At 71.2% G+C, this 18,230-nt stretch carries 12 protein-coding genes; 6 read left to right on the top strand and 6 right to left on the bottom strand.

Features of this window, described 5'->3' with window-relative positions:
• Nucleotides 1–87 precede the first annotated feature (87 nt).
• The 3 genes from KIS93_RS52745 to KIS93_RS52735 are packed head-to-tail and all read left to right on the top strand — an operon-like array spanning nucleotide 88 to nucleotide 3,942.
• The gene (locus KIS93_RS52745) at nucleotides 88–1,659 is read left to right on the top strand and encodes an alkaline phosphatase D family protein (RefSeq protein ID WP_080037494.1); all 1,572 of its coding nucleotides are present in this window, start codon (nucleotides 88–90) and stop codon (nucleotides 1,657–1,659) included.
• A 13-nt stretch (nucleotides 1,660–1,672) separates the two neighbouring features.
• The gene (locus tag KIS93_RS52740) at nucleotides 1,673–2,503 is read left to right on the top strand and encodes a discoidin domain-containing protein (RefSeq protein WP_080037493.1); all 831 of its coding nucleotides are present in this window, start codon (nucleotides 1,673–1,675) and stop codon (nucleotides 2,501–2,503) included.
• A 14-nt stretch (nucleotides 2,504–2,517) separates the two neighbouring features.
• On the top strand, nucleotides 2,518–3,942 hold the full coding sequence (locus KIS93_RS52735; RefSeq protein ID WP_080037492.1) for an L-fucose/L-arabinose isomerase family protein: 1,425 nt from the start codon (nucleotides 2,518–2,520) through the stop codon (nucleotides 3,940–3,942).
• 2 nt (nucleotides 3,943–3,944) lie between these two features.
• On the opposite strand, the gene KIS93_RS52730 is transcribed toward KIS93_RS52735, so the two are convergent.
• On the bottom strand, nucleotides 3,945–5,546 hold the full coding sequence (locus KIS93_RS52730; protein WP_080037491.1) for an ADP-ribosyltransferase domain-containing protein: 1,602 nt from the start codon (nucleotides 5,544–5,546) through the stop codon (nucleotides 3,945–3,947).
• Between the two features lie 173 nt (nucleotides 5,547–5,719).
• Between KIS93_RS52730 and KIS93_RS52725 the strand changes: the two genes are divergently transcribed.
• Nucleotides 5,720–6,391, top strand: a complete 672-nt coding sequence (locus KIS93_RS52725) for a macro domain-containing protein (RefSeq protein ID WP_080037490.1) — start codon at nucleotides 5,720–5,722, stop codon at nucleotides 6,389–6,391.
• 15 nt (nucleotides 6,392–6,406) lie between these two features.
• Here the strand turns inward: KIS93_RS52725 and KIS93_RS52720 are convergent, their stop codons facing one another.
• Both KIS93_RS52720 and KIS93_RS52715 read right to left on the bottom strand, forming a co-directional pair.
• Entirely contained in the window at nucleotides 6,407–6,856 is a 450-nt protein-coding gene (locus KIS93_RS52720) for an AfsR/SARP family transcriptional regulator (RefSeq protein ID WP_186404958.1), read from the bottom strand.
• Nucleotides 6,787–7,260, bottom strand: a complete 474-nt coding sequence (locus KIS93_RS52715) for an AfsR/SARP family transcriptional regulator (protein WP_186404957.1) — start codon at nucleotides 7,258–7,260, stop codon at nucleotides 6,787–6,789. The genes KIS93_RS52720 and KIS93_RS52715 overlap by 70 nt, the downstream gene beginning before the upstream one ends.
• A 124-nt stretch (nucleotides 7,261–7,384) precedes the next feature.
• On the opposite strand from KIS93_RS52715, the gene KIS93_RS52710 reads away from it, so the two are divergent.
• Both KIS93_RS52710 and KIS93_RS52705 read left to right on the top strand, forming a co-directional pair.
• Nucleotides 7,385–8,341 carry a GlxA family transcriptional regulator gene (locus tag KIS93_RS52710; RefSeq protein WP_080037488.1) on the top strand — a complete coding sequence of 319 codons (957 nt, stop codon included), beginning with the start codon at nucleotides 7,385–7,387 and terminating at the stop codon, nucleotides 8,339–8,341.
• Nucleotides 8,342–8,428: 87 nt separating this feature from the next.
• Nucleotides 8,429–9,433 (top strand): serine hydrolase domain-containing protein, encoded by a 1,005-nt coding sequence (locus KIS93_RS52705; protein WP_080037487.1) that lies wholly within the window; start codon nucleotides 8,429–8,431, stop codon nucleotides 9,431–9,433.
• Here the strand turns inward: KIS93_RS52705 and KIS93_RS52700 are convergent.
• The 3 genes from KIS93_RS52700 to rpoB all read right to left on the bottom strand — a co-directional run bounded on the left by KIS93_RS52700 (nucleotide 9,426) and on the right by rpoB (nucleotide 18,043).
• Entirely contained in the window at nucleotides 9,426–12,746 is a 3,321-nt protein-coding gene (locus KIS93_RS52700; protein WP_080037486.1) for a CARDB domain-containing protein, read from the bottom strand. The two genes, KIS93_RS52705 and KIS93_RS52700, sit on opposite strands and share 8 nt — an antisense overlap.
• A gap of 238 nt (nucleotides 12,747–12,984) precedes the next feature.
• On the bottom strand, nucleotides 12,985–14,421 hold the full coding sequence (locus tag KIS93_RS52695; RefSeq protein ID WP_080037485.1) for a serine/threonine-protein kinase: 1,437 nt from the start codon (nucleotides 14,419–14,421) through the stop codon (nucleotides 12,985–12,987).
• 157 nt (nucleotides 14,422–14,578) lie between these two features.
• On the bottom strand, nucleotides 14,579–18,043 hold the full coding sequence (gene rpoB / locus KIS93_RS52690; RefSeq protein WP_080037484.1) for a DNA-directed RNA polymerase subunit beta: 3,465 nt from the start codon (nucleotides 18,041–18,043) through the stop codon (nucleotides 14,579–14,581).
• Nucleotides 18,044–18,230 lie beyond the last annotated feature (187 nt).

Raw genomic sequence — 18,230 nt, 5'->3', positions numbered from 1 at the left:
AGAGACGTTATTTGTAACTTGTATCTTGTTAAGAACCGGTCGGCTTGCTAGAAAGTGAGGGCTTCGTCCCCCAGCCTAGGAAGCAGCATGCCGCACCCTTCACGCCGGGGTTTCCTCGGCTTAGGCAGCGCCGCCTTCGCCCTCGCCTTCACGACGAACCTGGCCGACCCGTGGACCGCGCCCGCCACCGCCCGGACCACCGACTACCCCTTCACGCTCGGTGTCGCCTCCGGCGACCCGCTCCATGACCGGGTGATCCTCTGGACGCGGCTGGCGCCCCGGCCGCTGGAGCCGCTGGGCGGCCTGCCGTACAACCGGATCCGGGTCGACTGGGAGCTCGCCGAGGACGAGGGCTTCACCCGCCGCGTCCGCGCCGGCTCGGCCTGGGCCACCCCCGAGTACGGCCACTCCGTGCACGTGGACGCCAGGGGCCTGCGGCCGGGCCGCGAGTACTTCTACCGCTTCCGCTCCGGCGGCGAGCTCAGCCCCGTCGGCCGCACCAAGACCGCGCCCGCGCCGCGCAGCAGCCCCGACGCGCTGCGGCTGGCCTTCGCCTCGTGCGCCTCGTGGCAGGACGGCTACTACAGCGCCTACCGCCACCTCGCCGACGAGAGCCCCGACGTGGTCTTCCACCTGGGCGACTACATCTACGAGTACGGCATCGTGCCGATGGGCGGCAACCGCAACGTCCCTGTGCCCGAGCAGTTCCGGGTGCAGTGCGACACCCTCGACCGCTACCGCGTCCAGTACGGCCTCTACAAGAGCGACCCCGACCTCCAGGCCGCCCACCACCGCGCCCCCTGGATCGTCACCTGGGACGACCACGAGGTGCTCGACAACTGGGCCGGCCGCTTCGGCCCCGGCGGCGAAGTGACCGAGCAGGACTACCTGGTCATCCGCGCCAACGCCTTCCGCGCCTTCTGGGAGAACATGCCGGTCCGCGTCCCCGCGGTGGAGGGGCCCGACGCGCGCATCTACCGCCGGTTCACCTTCGGCGACCTGGCCGAGTTCAACGTGCTCGACACCCGGCAGTACCGCGACGACCAGGTCTGCGGCGACGGCCAGCAGGTGGACTGCGCCGACCGGCTCGACCCGGCCCGGCAGATGCTCGGCGCCGAGCAGGAGGCGTGGCTGCTCGACGGCCTCGGCGCCTCCCGCGCCAAGTGGAACGTCATGGCCCAGCAGATCGCCATGATGCAGCTCGACTACGACCCCGGCCCCGCGCAGCGGCTCAGCATGGACCTGTGGGACGGCTACAAGGCCGCCAAGGACCGCCTGCTCACGGGCCTGGTCGAGCGCCGGGTCAGCAACCCCGTCGTGCTGACCGGCGACATCCACTACAACCTCGCCGGCGACCTGCGCACCGACTTCGACGACCCGGCCTCGCCGCCCATAGGCGTCGAGTTCGTCTGCACCTCGGTCAGCAGCGGCGGCAACGGCAACCCCGCCACCGGCGTCCCGCCCGGCGGCTCCGACCCGGCCAACCCGCACCTGCGCTTCTCCAACTACCAGCGCGGCTACGTCTCCTGCGAGGTCACCTGCGGCCAGTGGCGCTCGGACTTCAAGGTCGTCCCGTACGTGGACCGCCCCGGCGCCCCCGTCTCCACCCGCGCCAGCCTGGTCACGCTCGACGGCGTGCCCGGCCTCCAGGTGCTCTAGGAAGGAGCCGACCATGCGCGTTCTCGCCGCCGCCCTGGCCGTCGCCGCCGCCGTGACGACCACCGCCGCCGCTGCACCCGAGCGGCTGACCCCCGTCGCGGGCGCGGACAAGCTGGTCGCGCCGCTCGGCGTGGACCCGGCCTGCCCCGCCAAGATCAAGATCGGTATGCGCAGCGACGCGCGCAAGGCGTCGTACGCCACGATGAACGTCGAGGTGGACCCGCCGCTGACCGCCTCGCGCACGATGCTGACCAGCTACCTGCCGCCCGGCCACCAGGTCATGGCGAGCCTGCTGGTCGCCGTCCCGCCCGGCACCCAGCAGGGCACGTACGGGCTGCGCCTGCGCACCCAGGACCGCACGCTGGAGGTGCCGGTCGAGGTCGTGCCCGTGGACGGGCTGGACAACGGCGGCAACCTCGCGCTGCGCCGCCCCGTCACCGCCTCCTCCCAGCACGTCAACGCCAACTACCCGCCGTGCAGCGTCGCCGACGGCGACCGCTCCTCCAACGGCTGGGCCGGCGGCAACGGCTGGAACGACGCCACCGCCCGGGCCTGGCCCGACACGCTGTCGATCGCGCTCGGCGGGCCGCGCCAGGTCTCCCGCGTGGACCTCTACACGCTGGACACCGAGCGTTACCCCGCCTCCCGGTACGGGCTGCGCGACTGGGACGTGCAGGCGCAGGTGGGCGGGCAGTGGCAGACGGTCGCCCAAGTGCGCGGCAACACGGCGGGAACGGCCCGCTCGGACTTCGCCCCGGTCACCGCGGACGCCGTCCGCATCGTCGCGCTGGCCTCGAACGGCGCCAACGACTACACGCGCGTCATCGAGGTCGAGGCCCGCTGAAGGGAGCAACCCCCGTGAACACCTTCCCCCGCATCACCCCGCGCCGCGTCAAGGTGGGCCTGGTCGCCGGTGGGCTGGGCGCCTACTGGCCGCAGTTCCCCGACCTGCTGCCCCAGCTCCAGCGCTCCGCGGAACGCGTCTCCGAGCGCATGCGCGGCTTCGACGCGGAGATCGTGGACGTCGGCTTCATCTCCGACGCCCAGGAGGGGGCGCAGGCGGCCGAGAAGCTGCGGGCCGCGGGCTGCGACCTGATCGTCGGGTTCCTGACGACGTACATGACGGCCACCATGCTCGTGCCGATCGCGCAGCGCAGCGGCGCGCCGGTGCTGCTCATCAACCTGCAGCCGACCGAGTCGATGGACCACGCCACCTTCGACACCGGCCAGTGGCTGGCCTACTGCGGCGCCTGCCCGCTGCCGGAGATGGCCAACGCGTTCACCCGCTGCGGCATCCCGTTCCGCTCGGTGTCGGGCTACCTGGAGGACGAGCGGGCCTGGGAGCGGATCGGCCGCTGGATCCGCGCGGCCGGCGTGCGCGCGGCGCTGCGTCACGGGCGGCACGGCCTGATGGGCCACCTGTATCCGGGCATGCTGGACGTGGCCACCGACCTGACCCTGGTCAGCGCCAACTTCGGCGGTCACGTCGAGGTGCTGGAGTTCGACGACCTGCGCGTGCGCACGGAGAAAGTCACCGACGCCGAGACCCGCGAGCGGGTCGAACTGGCCCGCGAGGTGTTCGAGCTGGCCGAGTCGGTCAACGAGGAGGACCTGGCGTGGGCGGCCCGCGTCTCGGTGGGCCTGGACCGGCTGGTGGATGACTTCGCGCTGGACAGCCTGGCCTACTACCACCGCGGCCTGGACGGCGAGATCCACGAGCGGCTCGGCGCCGGCATGATCCTCGGCGCGTCCCTGCTCACCGCGCGCGGCATCCCGGCCGCCGGCGAGTACGAGCTGCGCACGTCCCTGGCCATGCTGATCATGGACCGGCTGGGCGGCGGCGGCTCGTTCACCGAGCTGCAGGCGCTCGACTTCGCCCGCGGCCACGTCGAGATGGGCCACGACGGCCCCGCCCACCTGGCGATCAGCTCCCACCGGCCGCTGCTGCGCGGGCTGGGCGTCTACCACGGCAAGCGCGGCTGGGGCGTGTCGGTCGAGTTCGACGTCAAGCGGGGGCCGGTGACCGCGTTCGGGCTGCGCCAGGCCAGGGACGGCGGCTACGGCTTCGTCGTCTCCGAGGGCGAGGTGGTGGCCGGGCCGCTGCTGCAGATCGGCAACACCACCTCCCGGGTGGACTTCGGCTGCGACCCCGGCGAGTGGACCGACGCCTGGAGCGCCAGCGGCATCTCCCACCACTGGGCTTTGGGCACCGGCCACCGCCTCGCCGACCTGCGCGCGGTCGCGGACCTCATCGGCGCGGAGGTGACCCACGTGCAGCCGTGACGTCAGGCGACCAGGGGCTGCTCGTCCAGCTCCGTCAGCGTCACCGTGCACAGGCCGCCGCGCTCGGCCCGCACGCCGGTCACCTCCAGCTGCGTGCCGGGCGCCAGGATGAACTCCTCCTCGCCGGTGAACGCGGAGAACCTGCGGATCCCCACCGCCCTGCGCGGCCGCACCTCGAAGAGCGTGCGCTTGCCGCGCCGCCCCAGGAACGCCTGCGCCACGCCGAGCTCCGACGTGCACGAGGACACGCCCCACCACGTCACCGTCCGGCCGAGCGGGTACTGCGCCCGCAGGTCCAGCGCCACGCCGCGCCACAGCGGCTCCGTCCGGGCCGGCAGGCGCGACACGGCCGAGAACAGCAACCGCAGGTACGGCAGGTAGGGGACGATCCGGGTGCGGTCGGGGTCGCGGAGCGTGGCGTTGATGCGGCGGTAGAAGGCCGACTCGCAGGTGTAGAGGTACAGGGCCGCGATCTCGTCGGCGGACAGGCCGGAGCTCTCGGCGGCCGGCAGGCTCTCGCCGAACCGGTGCGCCTGCTCCACGTACCAGTCGAGGCCCGCCAGCAGCTTGGCCACCGGGGCGACGGACTCGCGGAAGGGCAGCAGCGGGGTGCCGAAGACGCCGCTGATCGCCGGCAGGTCCAGGCCCTCGTCCTTGACGCCGGCCAGGCGCTCCAGGTAGAGCTGGTGCAGCTCCATCGTGGAGGCGATGAACGCGCCCATCCGCTCCGCCGTGCCGGGGTCCTGCTCGGCGGCGGCGGCGTTCCAGCCCTTGCTGGGCAGCCAGTCGATCTCGCCGGCGCCGAGTGCGGCGAGGGCGGCGTTGACGTGCGCGAAGTGCTCGCCGTCGCAGAACAGGTCGCCCTGCGCGGCCGGGTTGGCGTGGTCGAGGTGCCGCACCTCGACCTCGGGGTACTTGCGCTGCAGCCGCAGCACGACCTGCTTGAGGCTGCGCGCGTGCACGCCCCACCATGCGAACACCACGCCCCGGTCCTGCTCGGGGGCGTCCCGCTTGGCCCGCAGGATCTCCTCGACGATCTCCTCGACGACCGGCCGCCAGAACGCCGTGTGCCGGTCGGTGGCCAGGGCGCCGTCGCTGCTGGCGGTCAGCGCCGCGTTCAGGAGCAGCACGCCCTGGGTGAGCATCGCCTGGAACCACTCCGGCGGCTGCACCGTGTCGTGCTGCTTCAGCAGCTTGCGGAGGTCGGCGATCGGCGTCTTCTTCGGGATGCCGTGCTTCCACATGGCCGCCGCCTTGATGATGCAGCGGATCGACACCGTCTTGCCGAACTGGCTGTCGGCCCAGTCGTGGAAGGTGTTGTCGAACATCGCGATGCCGGTGGCGCTCTCGGCCCGCGGGTACGGGTTCTGCCCGAAGACCACGACCTTCCACTTGTGCGGCGGGTTCGGCTTGAGCGCCTGGAAGGTCAGCTCCCGCACGGGCACGACGTTCGGCCCGCGGTTCGCGCCGATGAACGTGGCCGCGGCCGGCTGCGCCTCGATGACCGGCTTCAGCAGCGGCAGCCACGGCTCCCCGCCGCCGGTGAAGAGCTCGGCCAGGGCCAGCGGGTCGTTCGGGTCGGCGGGGGCGTTGTCGTCGCTCATGGGTCGGCTTTCAGGCTGGACGGCACAAGATCGGATTGGGGGGAATTGTGCCGCATGTACGGACCGGACGCGACGTCGTCCGGCGCGGCCCGCGCAAGATCCGGAATTGTCGGTACGGCGCGCTATCTTCGTGCCCTCTTACAAGATCCGTCTCATCGCCCCCGGAGTGATCCATGACCGTCAAGCACGTGCGGCCACCGCTCAAGGTCGTCCTCGTCGACGTCAACCCGCAGGTGGTGCAGGAGTGGCTGGCGGCCTTCGCCGACACCCCCGAGGTCGAGATCCGTAAGGGCTCGCTCCTCGATCAGCACGCCGACGCCTGGGTGAGCCCCACCAACGCGCGCGGCCGCATGGACGGCGGGGTCGACGCCGCCATCAAGCGCCACCTCGGGGCCGGCATCCAGCTCCGCGTCCAGCGCGCGATCCGCGACCGGTTCGGCGGCTCCCTGCCGGTGGGCAGCGCCGTCTGCGTGCCGTCCGGGGCCACCAACCCGAGGTTCCTCATCTCGACGCCCACCATGGTGGCCTCGGCCCAAGACGTCAGCCAGACGCTCAACGTCGCGCTGGCGTGCGCCGCCGCCTTCCAGGCCGTCCACATGCAGAACGAGCGGGAGCCGGGCAGCATCCGCTCGGTCGCCCTGGTCGGCATGGGCGCCGCCACCGGCCAGGTGCCGCCCCGGGTGTGCGCGAACCTCATGTGGAGCGGCTACACGCTGTTCCACGACCACACCTTCGGCGACTACGACGAGCTGCGCGCCACGGTCCAGGGCCAGCTCGACGACCTCGACAACGAGCCGCAGGAACGCGTCCGCATCAAGCCCCCGGCCACCCGCACCCGCGCCTGAGCGCCCGTCCGCGCGTCACCTGCCGGGCCGGCCGAATCCGTTCGACCTGTTCAGCCCGTACTCGCCGGGCCGGTGACCCCATCGTCCCTGGGCGGGGGCGGTGCCGGGCGGGTCGAGCGGGCGGCCGGCGAGCAGGTCGGCGTGCGCCCGGCGCAGCTCGCGGTTGGGCTCCACGCCCAGCTCGCGGGTGATGACGGCGCGGATGCGCGCGTACCAGCGCAGTGCCTCGGCCTGGCGGCCGCAGCGGTCGAGCGCGACGAGCAGGCGCAGCGCCAGCGACTCGCGCAGCGGGTGCCGCACGACCTGCTCGCTCAGCTCGGGCACGGTGTCGGCGGCGCGGCCGGCGAGGAGGTCGAGGTCGGTGCGCCGTTCGAGCGCGGTGAGATAGCGCTCGGTCAGGCGCGGCGCCTGAACCTCCTCCAGCCAGCGGGAGCTGACGCCGTCGAACGGCTGGCCCCGCCACAACGCCAGGGCCTGCTGGATGAGCGGGCGTTCGCGGGGGAGCCGCGCTCGGCGGCCGCCTGGGCGAGGATCCGCTCGAAGCGCAGCGCGTCGACGCCGTCGGGGTCGGCGTGGAGGAGGAGCCCGTCCTGGCGGGTCTCGATCCGTTCCCTGCCCAGGGTCTCGCGCAGCCTGGCCGCGTAGATCTGCAGGCTGCGGCGGCTGTTGCGGGGCTGCGCGTCCGGCCAGAGCGCCTCGGTGAGCAGCTTCATGGAGACGGGGGCCGAGGCGGACATGGCGAGCACGGCGAGCAGGGTCCTGAGCCTGCCGGTGGTCAGCGGCACCGGCCGCCCGTCCACGGCGACCTCCAGCACGCCGAGCACCCCCACGGTCAGCCCGTGCGGCGCCGGAGCGGGCTGCTCACGCATCGAACCTCACCTCCTCCGAGCAGCATCGGTGCCGGGCGGGGCGGAGTGGCGGGGATGGCGGGCGGCTCGTCCGTTCCGCTGGGGATCCTGTCCGTACGGCTCGGTACGGGCCTACCGTGTTGGCATGGCGGAGCCGTTGATCGTGATGGTGGCCTATGACGGCGTCGAGCTGGTGGACATCGCGTCCGTGACGTCGGGGTTCGACTACGCGAACCGGCTGGGGGCGAGCCCGGCGTACGAGGTGCTGCTGGTGACGCCGCTCGGGCGGCCGGTGCGCTGCGACTCCGGGATCGAGGTGCGCGGGCAGGGCCGCCTCGACGGCGTGGCGGGCCCGATCGACACGCTGATCGTCTCGGGCGGGCAGGGGCACGAGGCCGCCGCCGCCAACCCCAGGCTGGTGGGCCAGGTGACGCGGCTGGCCGGCCTCGCGCGGCGGGTGGCGTCGGTGTGCACGGGCGCGACGGTGCTGGCCGCCGCCGGGTTGCTCGACGACCGCCGGGCCACCACGCACTGGTACGAGGCGGCCCGGCTCGCCGCGCGCTTCCCGAAGGTACGGGTGGATCCGGCGCCGATCTTCGTCAGGGACGGCGAGGTCTCCACGTCGGGCGGGGTCACGGCGGCGCTCGACCTGACGTTGTCGTTCATCGAGGAGGACCACGGGCCCGAGATCGCCCGCCGGGTGGCCATGGGCATGGTCACGTACCTGCAGCGGCCGGGCGGGCAGACGCAGCTCAGCCTGTTCACGAACCTGCCGCGCTCCGACCAGGCCGTGGTGCGGCGGGTGATCGACCACATCATCGGCCATCTGGACGGCGACCTGGGCGTGGCGAAGCTGGCCGCGTTCGCGGGGGTGAGCGAGCGGCATCTGAACCGGTTGTTCGCCGAGCACGTCGGAAGGACCCCGTCGCGGCTGGTGCGCGACATGCGCATGGAGGTGGCCTCGCACCTGCTGACCCGGACGAGCGAGCCGCTCGCCGCGATCGCGCGCCGCTGCGGCTTCGCCTCCGCCGAGACCTTCCGCCAGGCGTTCGTGGCGTGGGCGGGCGTCCCGCCGTCCCGGTTCCGGGCGGCCGAACGTTAGCAACTCGCGTTGACTAACCCCGATGTAGTCAACTACGGTTGCTTATGCCCGGACAAGGGCGCTCCCCCATCACGCACAGGAGGAACGATGACGCATGCCCAGCTCCAGCACGCCCTCGACCAGGCCGTGGCCGGCGGCGGCCCCGGCGTCCTCGCCGAGCTGGAGATCGACGGCACCCGGGCCTGGTCCGGCACGGCGGGCGTGGCGGACCTGACGACCGGCCGCCCGCGCCGGCCCGGCGAGCACTTCCGCATCGGCAGCTTCACCAAGGCGTTCGTCGGCACGGTGGTCCTGCGGCTGGCCGCCGAAGGCGGGCTCGGCCTGGACGACACCGTCGCGCGGTGGCTGCCCGGCGTGGTCGAGGAGCACCTCGGCGGCGACGGCACCGCGATCACGATCAGGCAGCTCCTCAACCACACCAGCGGCCTGCCCGACGCCTTCCCCGGCCAGACGCCGCCCGCCCCGGAGAAACCCGGCACCCGCTTCATCTACTCCAAGGTCAACTACAACCTGGCGGGGCTGATCGTCGAGCAGGCGACGGGCGGCACGCTCGCCGGCGAGATCGAGCGCCGCCTCGCCCGCCCCCTGGGCCTGACCGGAACGTATCTGCCGGGCACCGACAACACGCTGCGCGCCCCGCACGCCCGGCACTACTCCAAGGCCGACGAGCTCGGCAACCCGGCGGACGTCCACGACGTCACCGGCGCCGACCTGAGCTGGGCCGGAGCCGCCGGCGGCATGGTCTCGACGGCCGCCGACCTGCGCCGCTTCCTCGGCGCGCTGCTGCGCGGCCACCTCCTGCCGGCCGAGCAGCAGCGCGAGCTGTTCACGACCGTCCCGACGGACGGCGCCGGCTGGGTGCCGGACACCGCCTACGGGCTCGGCGTCTACTCCCAGCGGCTCCCGTGCGGGGTGACCCTGTGGGGCGGCGGAGGTTACATCCAGGGCTCGATCACGTACGCGATGGGCGACCGCGACGGCACCCGGATCCTCGTGGCCAACCTCAACGGCGACTGGAACGACTTCCTGGCCACCTTCACCGCCCTCTACCAGGCCTGCTACTGCGGCTCCAGGGCCGCGGACCTCAGTTGATCACGAAGGTCGAGCCCGGCTCCTTGACGATGTCGCCGGTGGCCGAGTTCGTGATGGTGACGCCGGTCAGGGTCGCACTGCCGCGCGCGCTGCCCTGGACGAGGATGCCGGCGCCGTTGTTCGACCGGTCGATGCGCACGTTCGTGATCGCGACGTCCGGCATGGCGCCGCCGCCGCCCTTGAACTGGATGCCGTCGTAGGTCGAGTCGTGGATCTCGGTGTCGCGGATGGTGACGCCGGTGATGTCCCTGTTCTGGGCGAACAGGGTGATGGCGCCGAACTTCTGCGCCTCGCCCCAGAAGACGCCGCCGCAGCGGTAGAGGGCGTTCCCGGCGACGAGCGTCTGGCCGGAGAACGGCAGGGGGTTGTGGTCGGTGGCCAGCATGATGCCGGGATAGTTCATGGTGTCGTAGATCAGGTTGTTCTCGATCCTGTTGCCGTGACCGCCGTAAATGGCGATGCCGTTGGCCCGCCACGGGAGCTGCACGGTGTTGTTGAGGAACTGGTTGTCGTGCGCGATGTCCACCGCCGGGTCCTTCACGTACGGGTTCGCCCAGACCGCCAGCGCGTCGTCACCCGTGGTGCGGAAGGAGGAGTTGAAGACGCGCGAGTTGCGGGTGCCGTTGCTGAAGTTGATGCCGTCGGCGTAGGTGTTGCGGATGCGCATGCCGCTGAACTGCAGGCCGTCGGCGGGCCCCCACAGCTCCGGGATGTTGTCGTAGTCGCGGCCGACCCACACGCCCACGTTGGCGTGCTCGATCCACACGTTCGAGATCTTCGTGTTGCGGCCGAACCGGCCGTTCAGCCCGACCCCGCCCTCGGCGCCGCCGGGGCCGCCGCGGATCCGGCCCGAGCCGAAGATGGCCAGGTCGGAGATCTGCACGTTGTCGTCGATGTCGAAGCCGAAGTTGCCCTCGTGCGGGTGGTTGATGCCGCCCGTCGCCAGGTGCGGCTCGGTCAGCGTGTAGAGCTGGGAGTGCCACATGCCGGCGCCGCGGATCGTCACGTCCCTGATGCCGACCTGGTTGTACGGGCCGCGGTTCAGCGGGTCGTCGGTGAGGATCTTCTTCTCCTGCCGCCACTGGCCCGGCGGGATCCACACGCAGTCGATGACGCCGTTCTGGTCGTCGGTGACCGCGCGCTGGATGGCGGCCGTGTCGTCGTTGCCGTCGTCGGGGACGGCGCCGTACTCGGTGATCGAGGTGCACGCGGCCGGCTTGGTGGCCGCCGGGGCCACGTCCTCCAGGTCGATCAGGTCGATGATATAGAACGCGGCGGTGTCGCCGGCGTCCCGCTGGAGGCGGAACTTCGTGCCCGCCGGGTACGAGCGCGACAGCAGCGCGTGCGACTCGTCGAACAACCTGCGGGCGTCGGCCTGCGGCGTGTTCGTCAGCGCCTCCGGGTCGTCGCTGGTGCCGTACAGCCAGCTGTGCTTGGAGGAGAGCGTGAGCTTGCGGGCGAACGCGCCGTCGATGTAGAGGCTGATCGTGGCGTCGATGCCGCCGCCGCCCGGCGCGTCCGGGATCGAGTTGCGCACGACGATCGAGTTGGCCGGGTTGGCGGAGGTGAACTCGACGTACTGGCCGGTGCTGTCGAGCCGCACCGACTTCCTGCCGGACGACTCGGTGGCGAAGTTCGTGTGGCCGAACGTGCGCAGCGGGTCCGCCTGCAGCAGGGTGCCCTGGTAGGCGGCGGACTCGGCCTCGTACTCGACGTACGGCACCGAGGCGCCGCGGCCGACGGTGATCGCCTGCGAGAGCGTGTTGTTGCTCTCGTCGGTCTCGGTGACGGCGCCGGTCGCGTCGGCGGTGGCGACGATCGTGGCGCCGCCGGTGGCGGCGGTCCAGGAGCCGGTGACGGCCACGTTCGCGGTCGCGCCCGCCGCGATGGCCGCGGTGCTGGTGTCGAGCGTGGTGCCGCCCACCGTCAGCCGGGTGACCGTGGTCGTGCCGGTCGTGGTGGTGCCGCGGTTCTGCACGGCCACGGTGAACGTGACGCGCGTGCCGGCGGCGGGGTTCGGCGGGGTGGGGCTGATGCTCAGCACGCGCAGGTCGGGGCCGGGGGCTTCGGCGACCATCAGGGAGGTGGGCGCGGTGTGGGCGTTGTTGGCCTCGTTCTGCTCGGGGACGTTCCCGTCCTCGTCCACCTTGGCCGAGACCTGGTACGTACCGGCCCTCCTTGTCCCGATATTCGCAGACACGGTGGTGGAGGCTCCGGCGGCCAGCGCGCCCACGTCGGCGCTGCCCGCCCTGGCGCCGCCCAGGTAGAGGTTCACCGAGGTCGCGGCGGAGGCGGCGGTGCCCGCGTTCCTGATCGTGGCCGCCACGGTGATCGCGGTCGTCGCGGTGGGCGCGGCGGGCGTCCAGGTGAGGCCCGTGACGACGAGGTCGGGGTTGGGGGCCGGGGTGCCGAAGATCTGGAACTCGGCGACCTGGCCGCTGGGGGCGCCGGAGTTCGCGGTGAACTGCAGGCGCACGTCGGCGGCCTTGCCGGAGACCGGGATCGTCACCGTGTTGCCGATGGCCGGGTCGAAGGTGTAGGTGGCCTGGGCGGCCAGGGTGGTGAAGGCGGTGGCGGACTGCTCGCGGCCGAGCACCTGCACCGTCTGGGTGCGGCGGCCCCAGACCGGGTCCGGGTTCAGCTTGAGGGTGACGGCCGTCAGGTCGGCGTTCGCGCCGAGCTGCGCGGTCAGCGTGGCCGGGTAGGCGCCGCCCTCCCAGTACGTCTGGAGGTTGTCGTCATTGGCGTTCGCGGCGGCATAGGTGTGGGTGTGACCCGACTCGGTCATGGTCTTGCCGAGAGCCAGGTTCGGGCCTCCAGGACCGGGGTTGTCCGGGGCACTCCCCCACACCTCCAGCTCCGAGAGCTGCCCCGCCGGCCAGCCGGCGTTGGCGGTGATGTGCACGCGGACGTAGCGGGCCGTGGTGTCGGCGGGCAGCGTGACGGTGGCTGCCGGGCTGATCGTGTAGGTGGCCGAGGCGGCCAGGGTGGTGAAGCTGGAGCCGTTCGTGCTGCCCTGGACGGCCAGCGTCTCGGTGCGGCTCGGCCAGCCGGAGGGCAGCTTGAGCACCACCTTGCTCAGGCTCGCGGCGGCGCCGAGATCGACCTGCGCCCACTGCGGGAAGGCGTTGCCGGCCGACTCCCAGTAGGTGGCCTGGTTTCCGTCGGTGAGGTTGGCCGGGCGGTAGACGTCGGTGAAGCTGCTCGCCGTGGCCGTCTTGCCGGCGGCGAGGTTGGTGTCGGCGGCGGCGTGTGCGGCGGGTGCCGCGAGGAATCCGAGGAGTAACGCAAGGGCGGCAAACAGTGCTCGCATGGGGGGTGGCCCTTCGATAGGACGGATGGCCGCACCATAAGATGTCGAGCAGATGGCCGCAATATTTCGACGAGATTGCGCAAAGAAATAACTGCGAGCGACACCCGCAGAATCGATCTTCGCCCTGGTGACGCCTCTGAGCTGCGCGGGTGGCGAAACAAAACGGAGCGCAAGCGCCTGCGTCAAGAAGACGCAAGACTTGCGCTCCGCGGCGGGCCGTTTGCGGCCCCTTACGTGGTCAGAGCCCCACGAGCGCGATGATCACCGTGATCAGGGCGACCGGCCCCATCACGGCCACCGACACCACCGTCGCGCTGTGCCCGGGCAGGAGGCGGGCCAGGACGTTCGAGGCGGCCCGCCGCACCGCCGCCGAGCCGGGCAGCACGAACAACCCCAGCGTGAAGGCCCCGGCGGCCAGCGACTCGGCGTGGCTGGTGCTCACCCGGCCCGCCATGTGCAGCAGGCCCGCCGCGACGATGCCGAGCGCCAGCGACAGCAGCAGGTTGCCCATCGCCACGAGCGCGGCCCTGGTCAGCTCCGGCCGTTCCTCGGCGAAGTAGTGGTCGCCGGCGCGCAGGGCCAGCGTGAGCGCCGCCACCAGCAGGCCCATGGCGACGGGCATGGCCACGGTCAGCGCCACCAGCGTCACCACGCCGAGCACGCCGACGAACCCGCTGCTCTTGACGAAGCGCCGCAGCTCGAACGGCTCCGCCGGACGCGGCGGCGGCGACGGGCGGCGCTCCTGCGGCTGCTCGGCCCGCACGGTGTGCGGCGGCTCCTCCTCCTCGCGCCTGGGCGCGTACTGGACCGGCGGGAGCAGGTCGGAGAGGGTGTTCATGGCCACCGTGCGGCCGCCGCGCGCCTGCGGCACGCGGCCCGCCGGGTCGAGCGCCCCGGCCAGGCGCAGCAGCTCGCCCGCGCTGGGGCGGGCCGACGGCTCGACCTGCAGTGCCCGGCTCAGCCAGTCGCGCAGCCAGGCCGGCGCCTTGTCGATCTGCGAGCGCCCCTCCATGGTGTTGAAGCAGACCGCCTCGAACGTCCCGGTGCCGAACGGCGGCAGCCCCGTGGCGGCGAAGAACACCGTCGAGGCCAGCGCGTGCACGTCGGCCGCCTGCGTGATGTGCGAGCCGCGGATGATCTCGGGCGCGAGGTAGCCGGGCGTGCCGACGAACATGCCGCTCTGCGTCAGCCTGGCCGCGTCGACCAGGTGCGCGATGCCGAAGTCGATGACCAGCGGCCGGCCTTCGACGATCATGACGTTGGACGGCTTGAGGTCGCGGTGGATCACGCCGGCCGCGTGGATGTCGACCAGCGCCTGGCACAGCCCCTGGGCGAGCCTGATCACCTCGTGCGGCGGCAGCGGCCCCTCGGACAGCACGGTGTCCTCCAGCGTGCGGCCGGGCGCGAACCGGGTCACGACGTACGGCCGGGGGCCCGACAGCTCGGCGTCGAGCACCTCGGCGACGTACGAGCTGCGCACCCGCCGCATGGTCTCCACCTCGCGGAACAGCCGGTCGCGCGCCTTGAGGTCGGCGGCCACGTGCGGGTGCAGCACCTTGATGGCGACCTGCCGCCCCGCGCCGTCGAGACCGAGGTGGGCGACCCCCATGCCGCCCTCGCCGATCTTCCTGACCACCCGGTACGGGCCTAGGTGCTCATGCGTCTGCGTGCTCATTCCCGGCGTCATCCTCCGTGTTCCCCCGTCGCGCCGCGCTTTCGTGTGCGTCGGCCCGGACATTGTCCCGCAGCACGTCCCCCAAAATGCACAGTAAGCGAAGATCTGCCCGAGTGCGGCGCCTCCGGGTTTTTCGGCGCCGCACCCGGGCCGGAGGTCAGATCTCCTCGACGCTGCTCGGCTCGCGCCGGGACAGGTCGATGCCGAGCTCTTCGGCGGCGCGGAAGACGTCCTCGTCGGTGTCACGCATCTCGATGGACACGCCGTCGCTGGAGAGCACCTCGACATTGAGGCACAGCGACTGCATCTCCTTGATCAGCACCTTGAAGGACTCGGGGATGCCCGCCTCGGGGATGTTCTCGCCCTTGACGATGGCCTCGTAGACCTTCACCCGGCCGAGAACGTCGTCGGACTTGATGGTCAGCAGCTCCTGCAGCGCGTACGCGGCGCCATAGGCCTCCATGGCCCACACCTCCATCTCACCGAAGCGCTGGCCGCCGAACTGGGCCTTACCGCCGAGCGGCTGCTGGGTGATCATGGAGTAGGGGCCGGTCGACCGGGCGTGGATCTTGTCGTCGACCAGGTGCAGCAGCTTGAGGATGTAGATGTAGCCGACCGCGATCGGGTACGGGAACGGCTCGCCGGAGCGCCCGTCGAAGAGCCGGGCCTTGCCGCCGCCCTGCACGAGCCGATCCCCGTCGCGCGTGGGGATGGTGTTGCCGAGCAACCCGATGATCTCTTCCTCGTTCGCGCCGTCGAAGACGGGGGTCGCCATGTTGGTGCGCGGGGCGACCTTCTCGAAGCCCTTGTCACGCAGCCGCTCGGCCCACGCCTCCTGCACGCCGGAGATGTCCCAGCCGCGGGCGGCGATCCACCCCAGATGGGTCTCCAGCACCTGGCCGACGTTCATCCGGCCGGGCACGCCGAGGGGGTTGAGGATGATGTCGACCGGGGTGCCGTCCTCCAGGAACGGCATGTCCTCGACCGGCAGGATCTTGGAGATGACGCCCTTGTTGCCGTGCCGGCCGGCCAGCTTGTCGCCGTCGGTGATCTTACGCTTCTGCGCCACCAGGACGCGGACCAGCACGTTCACCCCCGGCGGCAGCTCGTCGCCCTCGTCCCGGCTGAACACCTGCGTGTGGATCACCCGGCCGGACTCGCCGTGCGGCACCTTCAGCGAGGTGTCGCGCACCTCGCGGGCCTTCTCACCGAAGATCGCGCGCAGCAGCCGCTCCTCCGGGGTCAGCTCCGTCTCACCCTTGGGCGTGACCTTGCCGACCAGGATGTCGCCGGGCACGACCTCGGCGCCGATCCGGATGATGCCGCGCTCGTCGAGGTCGGCCAGGACCTCTTCGGAGACGTTGGGGATGTCGCGGGTGATCTCCTCGGGGCCCAGCTTGGTGTCGCGGGCGTCGACCTCGTGCTCCTCGATGTGGATCGAGGAGAGCACGTCGTCCTGCACCAGCCGCTGGGACAGGATGATCGCGTCCTCGTAGTTGTGGCCCTCCCACGGCATGAACGCCACCAGCAGGTTCTTGCCCAGCGCCATCTCACCGTTGTCGGTGCAGGGGCCGTCGGCGATGACCTGGTTGACCTCGACGCGGTCGCCCTCGGCCACGATCGGCTTCTGGTTGAAGCTGGTGCCCTGGTTGGAGCGCTTGAACTTGGCGACCCGGTAGGTGGTGCGGGTGCCGTCGTCGTTCATGACCGTGATGTAGTCGGCGGAGACCTCCTCCACCACACCGGCCTTCTCCGCGCTGATCACGTCGCCCGTGTCGGTCGCGGCGCGATACTCCATGCCGGTGCCGACCAGCGGCGCCTCGCTCTTGAGCAGCGGCACCGACTGGCGCTGCATGTTCGCGCCCATCAGTGCCCGGTTGGCGTCGTCGTGCTCCAGGAAGGGGATCATCGCGGTGGCCACCGACACCATCTGGCGCGGCGACACGTCGATGTAGTCGACCTCGGCCGAGCGGACGTACTCGAACTCGCCGCCCTTGGTGCGCACCAGCACGCGCTGGTCGGCGAACACGCCGTCGGGCGTCAGCGGCGAGTTCGCCTGCGCGATGACGAACTGGTCCTCCTCGTCGGCCGTGAGGTAGTCGATCTGCTCGGTCACCCTGCCGTCGACGACCTTGCGGTAGGGCGTCTCGATGAAGCCGAAGGCGTTGAGGCGGCCGTAACACGCGAGGTAGCCGATGAGGCCGATGTTGGGGCCCTCGGGGGTCTCGATCGGGCACATCCGTCCGTAGTGGGACGGGTGCACGTCGCGCACTTCCATGCCGGCCCGCTCGCGGGACAGGCCGCCGGGGCCGAGGGCGTTGAGCCGCCGCTTGTTGGTCAGGCCGGCCAGCGGGTTGGTCTGGTCCATGAACTGCGAGAGCTGGGAGGTGCCGTAGAACTCCTTGATCGACGCCACGACCGGGCGGATGTTGATCAGGGTCTGCGGCGTGATCGCCTCGACGTCCTGGGTGGTCATGCGCTCGCGCACGACGCGCTCCATGCGGGACAGGCCCAGGCGGACCTGGTTCTGGATGAGCTCGCCGACGCTGCGCACCCGCCGGTTGCCGAAGTGGTCGATGTCGTCGACCTCCAGCGGCAGGCCCGTGGGCTCGTCGCCGGCGTGCAGCCGCACCAGGTACTCGATCATCGCGACGATGTCGTCCTCGGTCAGGACGGTCACGTTGATGTCGACGTCGAGGCCGAGCTTCTTGTTGATCTTGTAGCGGCCCACCTTGGCCAGGTCGTACCGCTTGGGGTTGAAGTAGAGGTTCTCCAGCAGGGTCTGCGCCGACTCCTTGGTCGGCGGCTCACCCGGCCGCAGCTTGCGGTAGATGTCGAGCAGGGCGTCGTCCTGGCCGGCGGTGTGGTCCTTCTCCAGCGTGGCCCGCATCGACTCGAAACGGCCGAAGCGCTCGAGGATCCGCTCGGCCGTCCAGCCGAACGCCTTGAGCAGCACGGTGACGGGCTGCTTGCGCTTGCGGTCGATGCGCACGCCGACGCTGTCGCGCTTGTCGACCTCGAACTCCAGCCAGGCGCCCCTGGACGGGATGACCTTGCAGCCGTACAGGTCCTTGTCGGAGGTCTTGTCGGTGGTGCGCTCGTAGTAGACGCCGGGCGAGCGGATGAGCTGCGAGGTGACGACCCGCTCGGTGCCGTTGACGATGAAGCTGCCCTTCGGCGTCATGAGCGGGAAGTCGCCCATGAACACCGTCTGGCTCTTGATCTCGCCGGTGGTGTTGTTCATGAACTCCGCCGTCACGAACATCGGGGCGGAATAGGTCATGTCCTTCTCTTTGCACTCGTCGACCGAGTACTTGGGCGGCTCGAAGCGGTGGTCGCGGAACGACAGCGACATGGTCCCCGAGAAGTCCTCGATCGGACTGATCTCCTCGAAGATCTCCTGGAGACCCGACTGGGTCGGGACGTCCCTGCGCCCGGCCTGGCGGGCCGCCTCGACCCGGGCCTTCCACCTGTCGTTTCCGAGCAGCCAGTCGAAGGACTCGGTCTGCAGAGCGAGAAGGTCGGGAACTTCCAGAGGCTCCTGAATGCGCGCGAAAGAGACACGGCGTGGACCAGCAGGTACAGCGGAGGCGTGCGGAGAGGCGTTGGGAGAGGCTGCCAACAGATGTCCTTCCGGAGGATACGAAGGCGAAGGACGGCAGCATAACGCAATAGGCAAACGGAAGTCCACGCCTAATTAGTGTGTCAACTCCATCTGCCGCCATCAATATCCCACACCCCCCATGCCCGAGTCAAACCGGCGGCCGGCGAGCCGCCTAGTTGCAACTTGCTAGCAATTGCGGAGTATG

The organism is [Actinomadura] parvosata subsp. kistnae (assembly GCF_900323885.1).
GTDB classification, from domain to species: domain Bacteria; phylum Actinomycetota; class Actinomycetes; order Streptosporangiales; family Streptosporangiaceae; genus Nonomuraea; species Nonomuraea composti.
Note: the sequence above shows the minus strand (reverse complement) of the source record. Positions and strands in the feature narration are given on the sequence as shown.

Bases quoted from the DNA above. Each gene is read 5' to 3' on its own strand.
- KIS93_RS52745 (WP_080037494.1), top strand. From the start codon at position 88: ATGCCGCACCCTTCACGCCGGGGTTTCCTCGGCTTAGGCAGCGCCGCC.
- KIS93_RS52730 (WP_080037491.1), bottom strand. From the start codon at position 5,546: ATGAGCGACGACAACGCCCCCGCCGACCCGAACGACCCGCTGGCCCTG.
- KIS93_RS52710 (WP_080037488.1), top strand. From the start codon at position 7,385: ATGGCGGAGCCGTTGATCGTGATGGTGGCCTATGACGGCGTCGAGCTG.
- KIS93_RS52705 (WP_080037487.1), top strand. From the start codon at position 8,429: ATGACGCATGCCCAGCTCCAGCACGCCCTCGACCAGGCCGTGGCCGGC.
- KIS93_RS52725 (WP_080037490.1), top strand. From the start codon at position 5,720: ATGACCGTCAAGCACGTGCGGCCACCGCTCAAGGTCGTCCTCGTCGAC.
- KIS93_RS52700 (WP_080037486.1), bottom strand. From the start codon at position 12,746: ATGCGAGCACTGTTTGCCGCCCTTGCGTTACTCCTCGGATTCCTCGCG.
- KIS93_RS52715 (WP_186404957.1), bottom strand. From the start codon at position 7,260: ATGCGTGAGCAGCCCGCTCCGGCGCCGCACGGGCTGACCGTGGGGGTG.
- KIS93_RS52740 (WP_080037493.1), top strand. From the start codon at position 1,673: ATGCGCGTTCTCGCCGCCGCCCTGGCCGTCGCCGCCGCCGTGACGACC.
- KIS93_RS52695 (WP_080037485.1), bottom strand. From the start codon at position 14,421: ATGAGCACGCAGACGCATGAGCACCTAGGCCCGTACCGGGTGGTCAGG.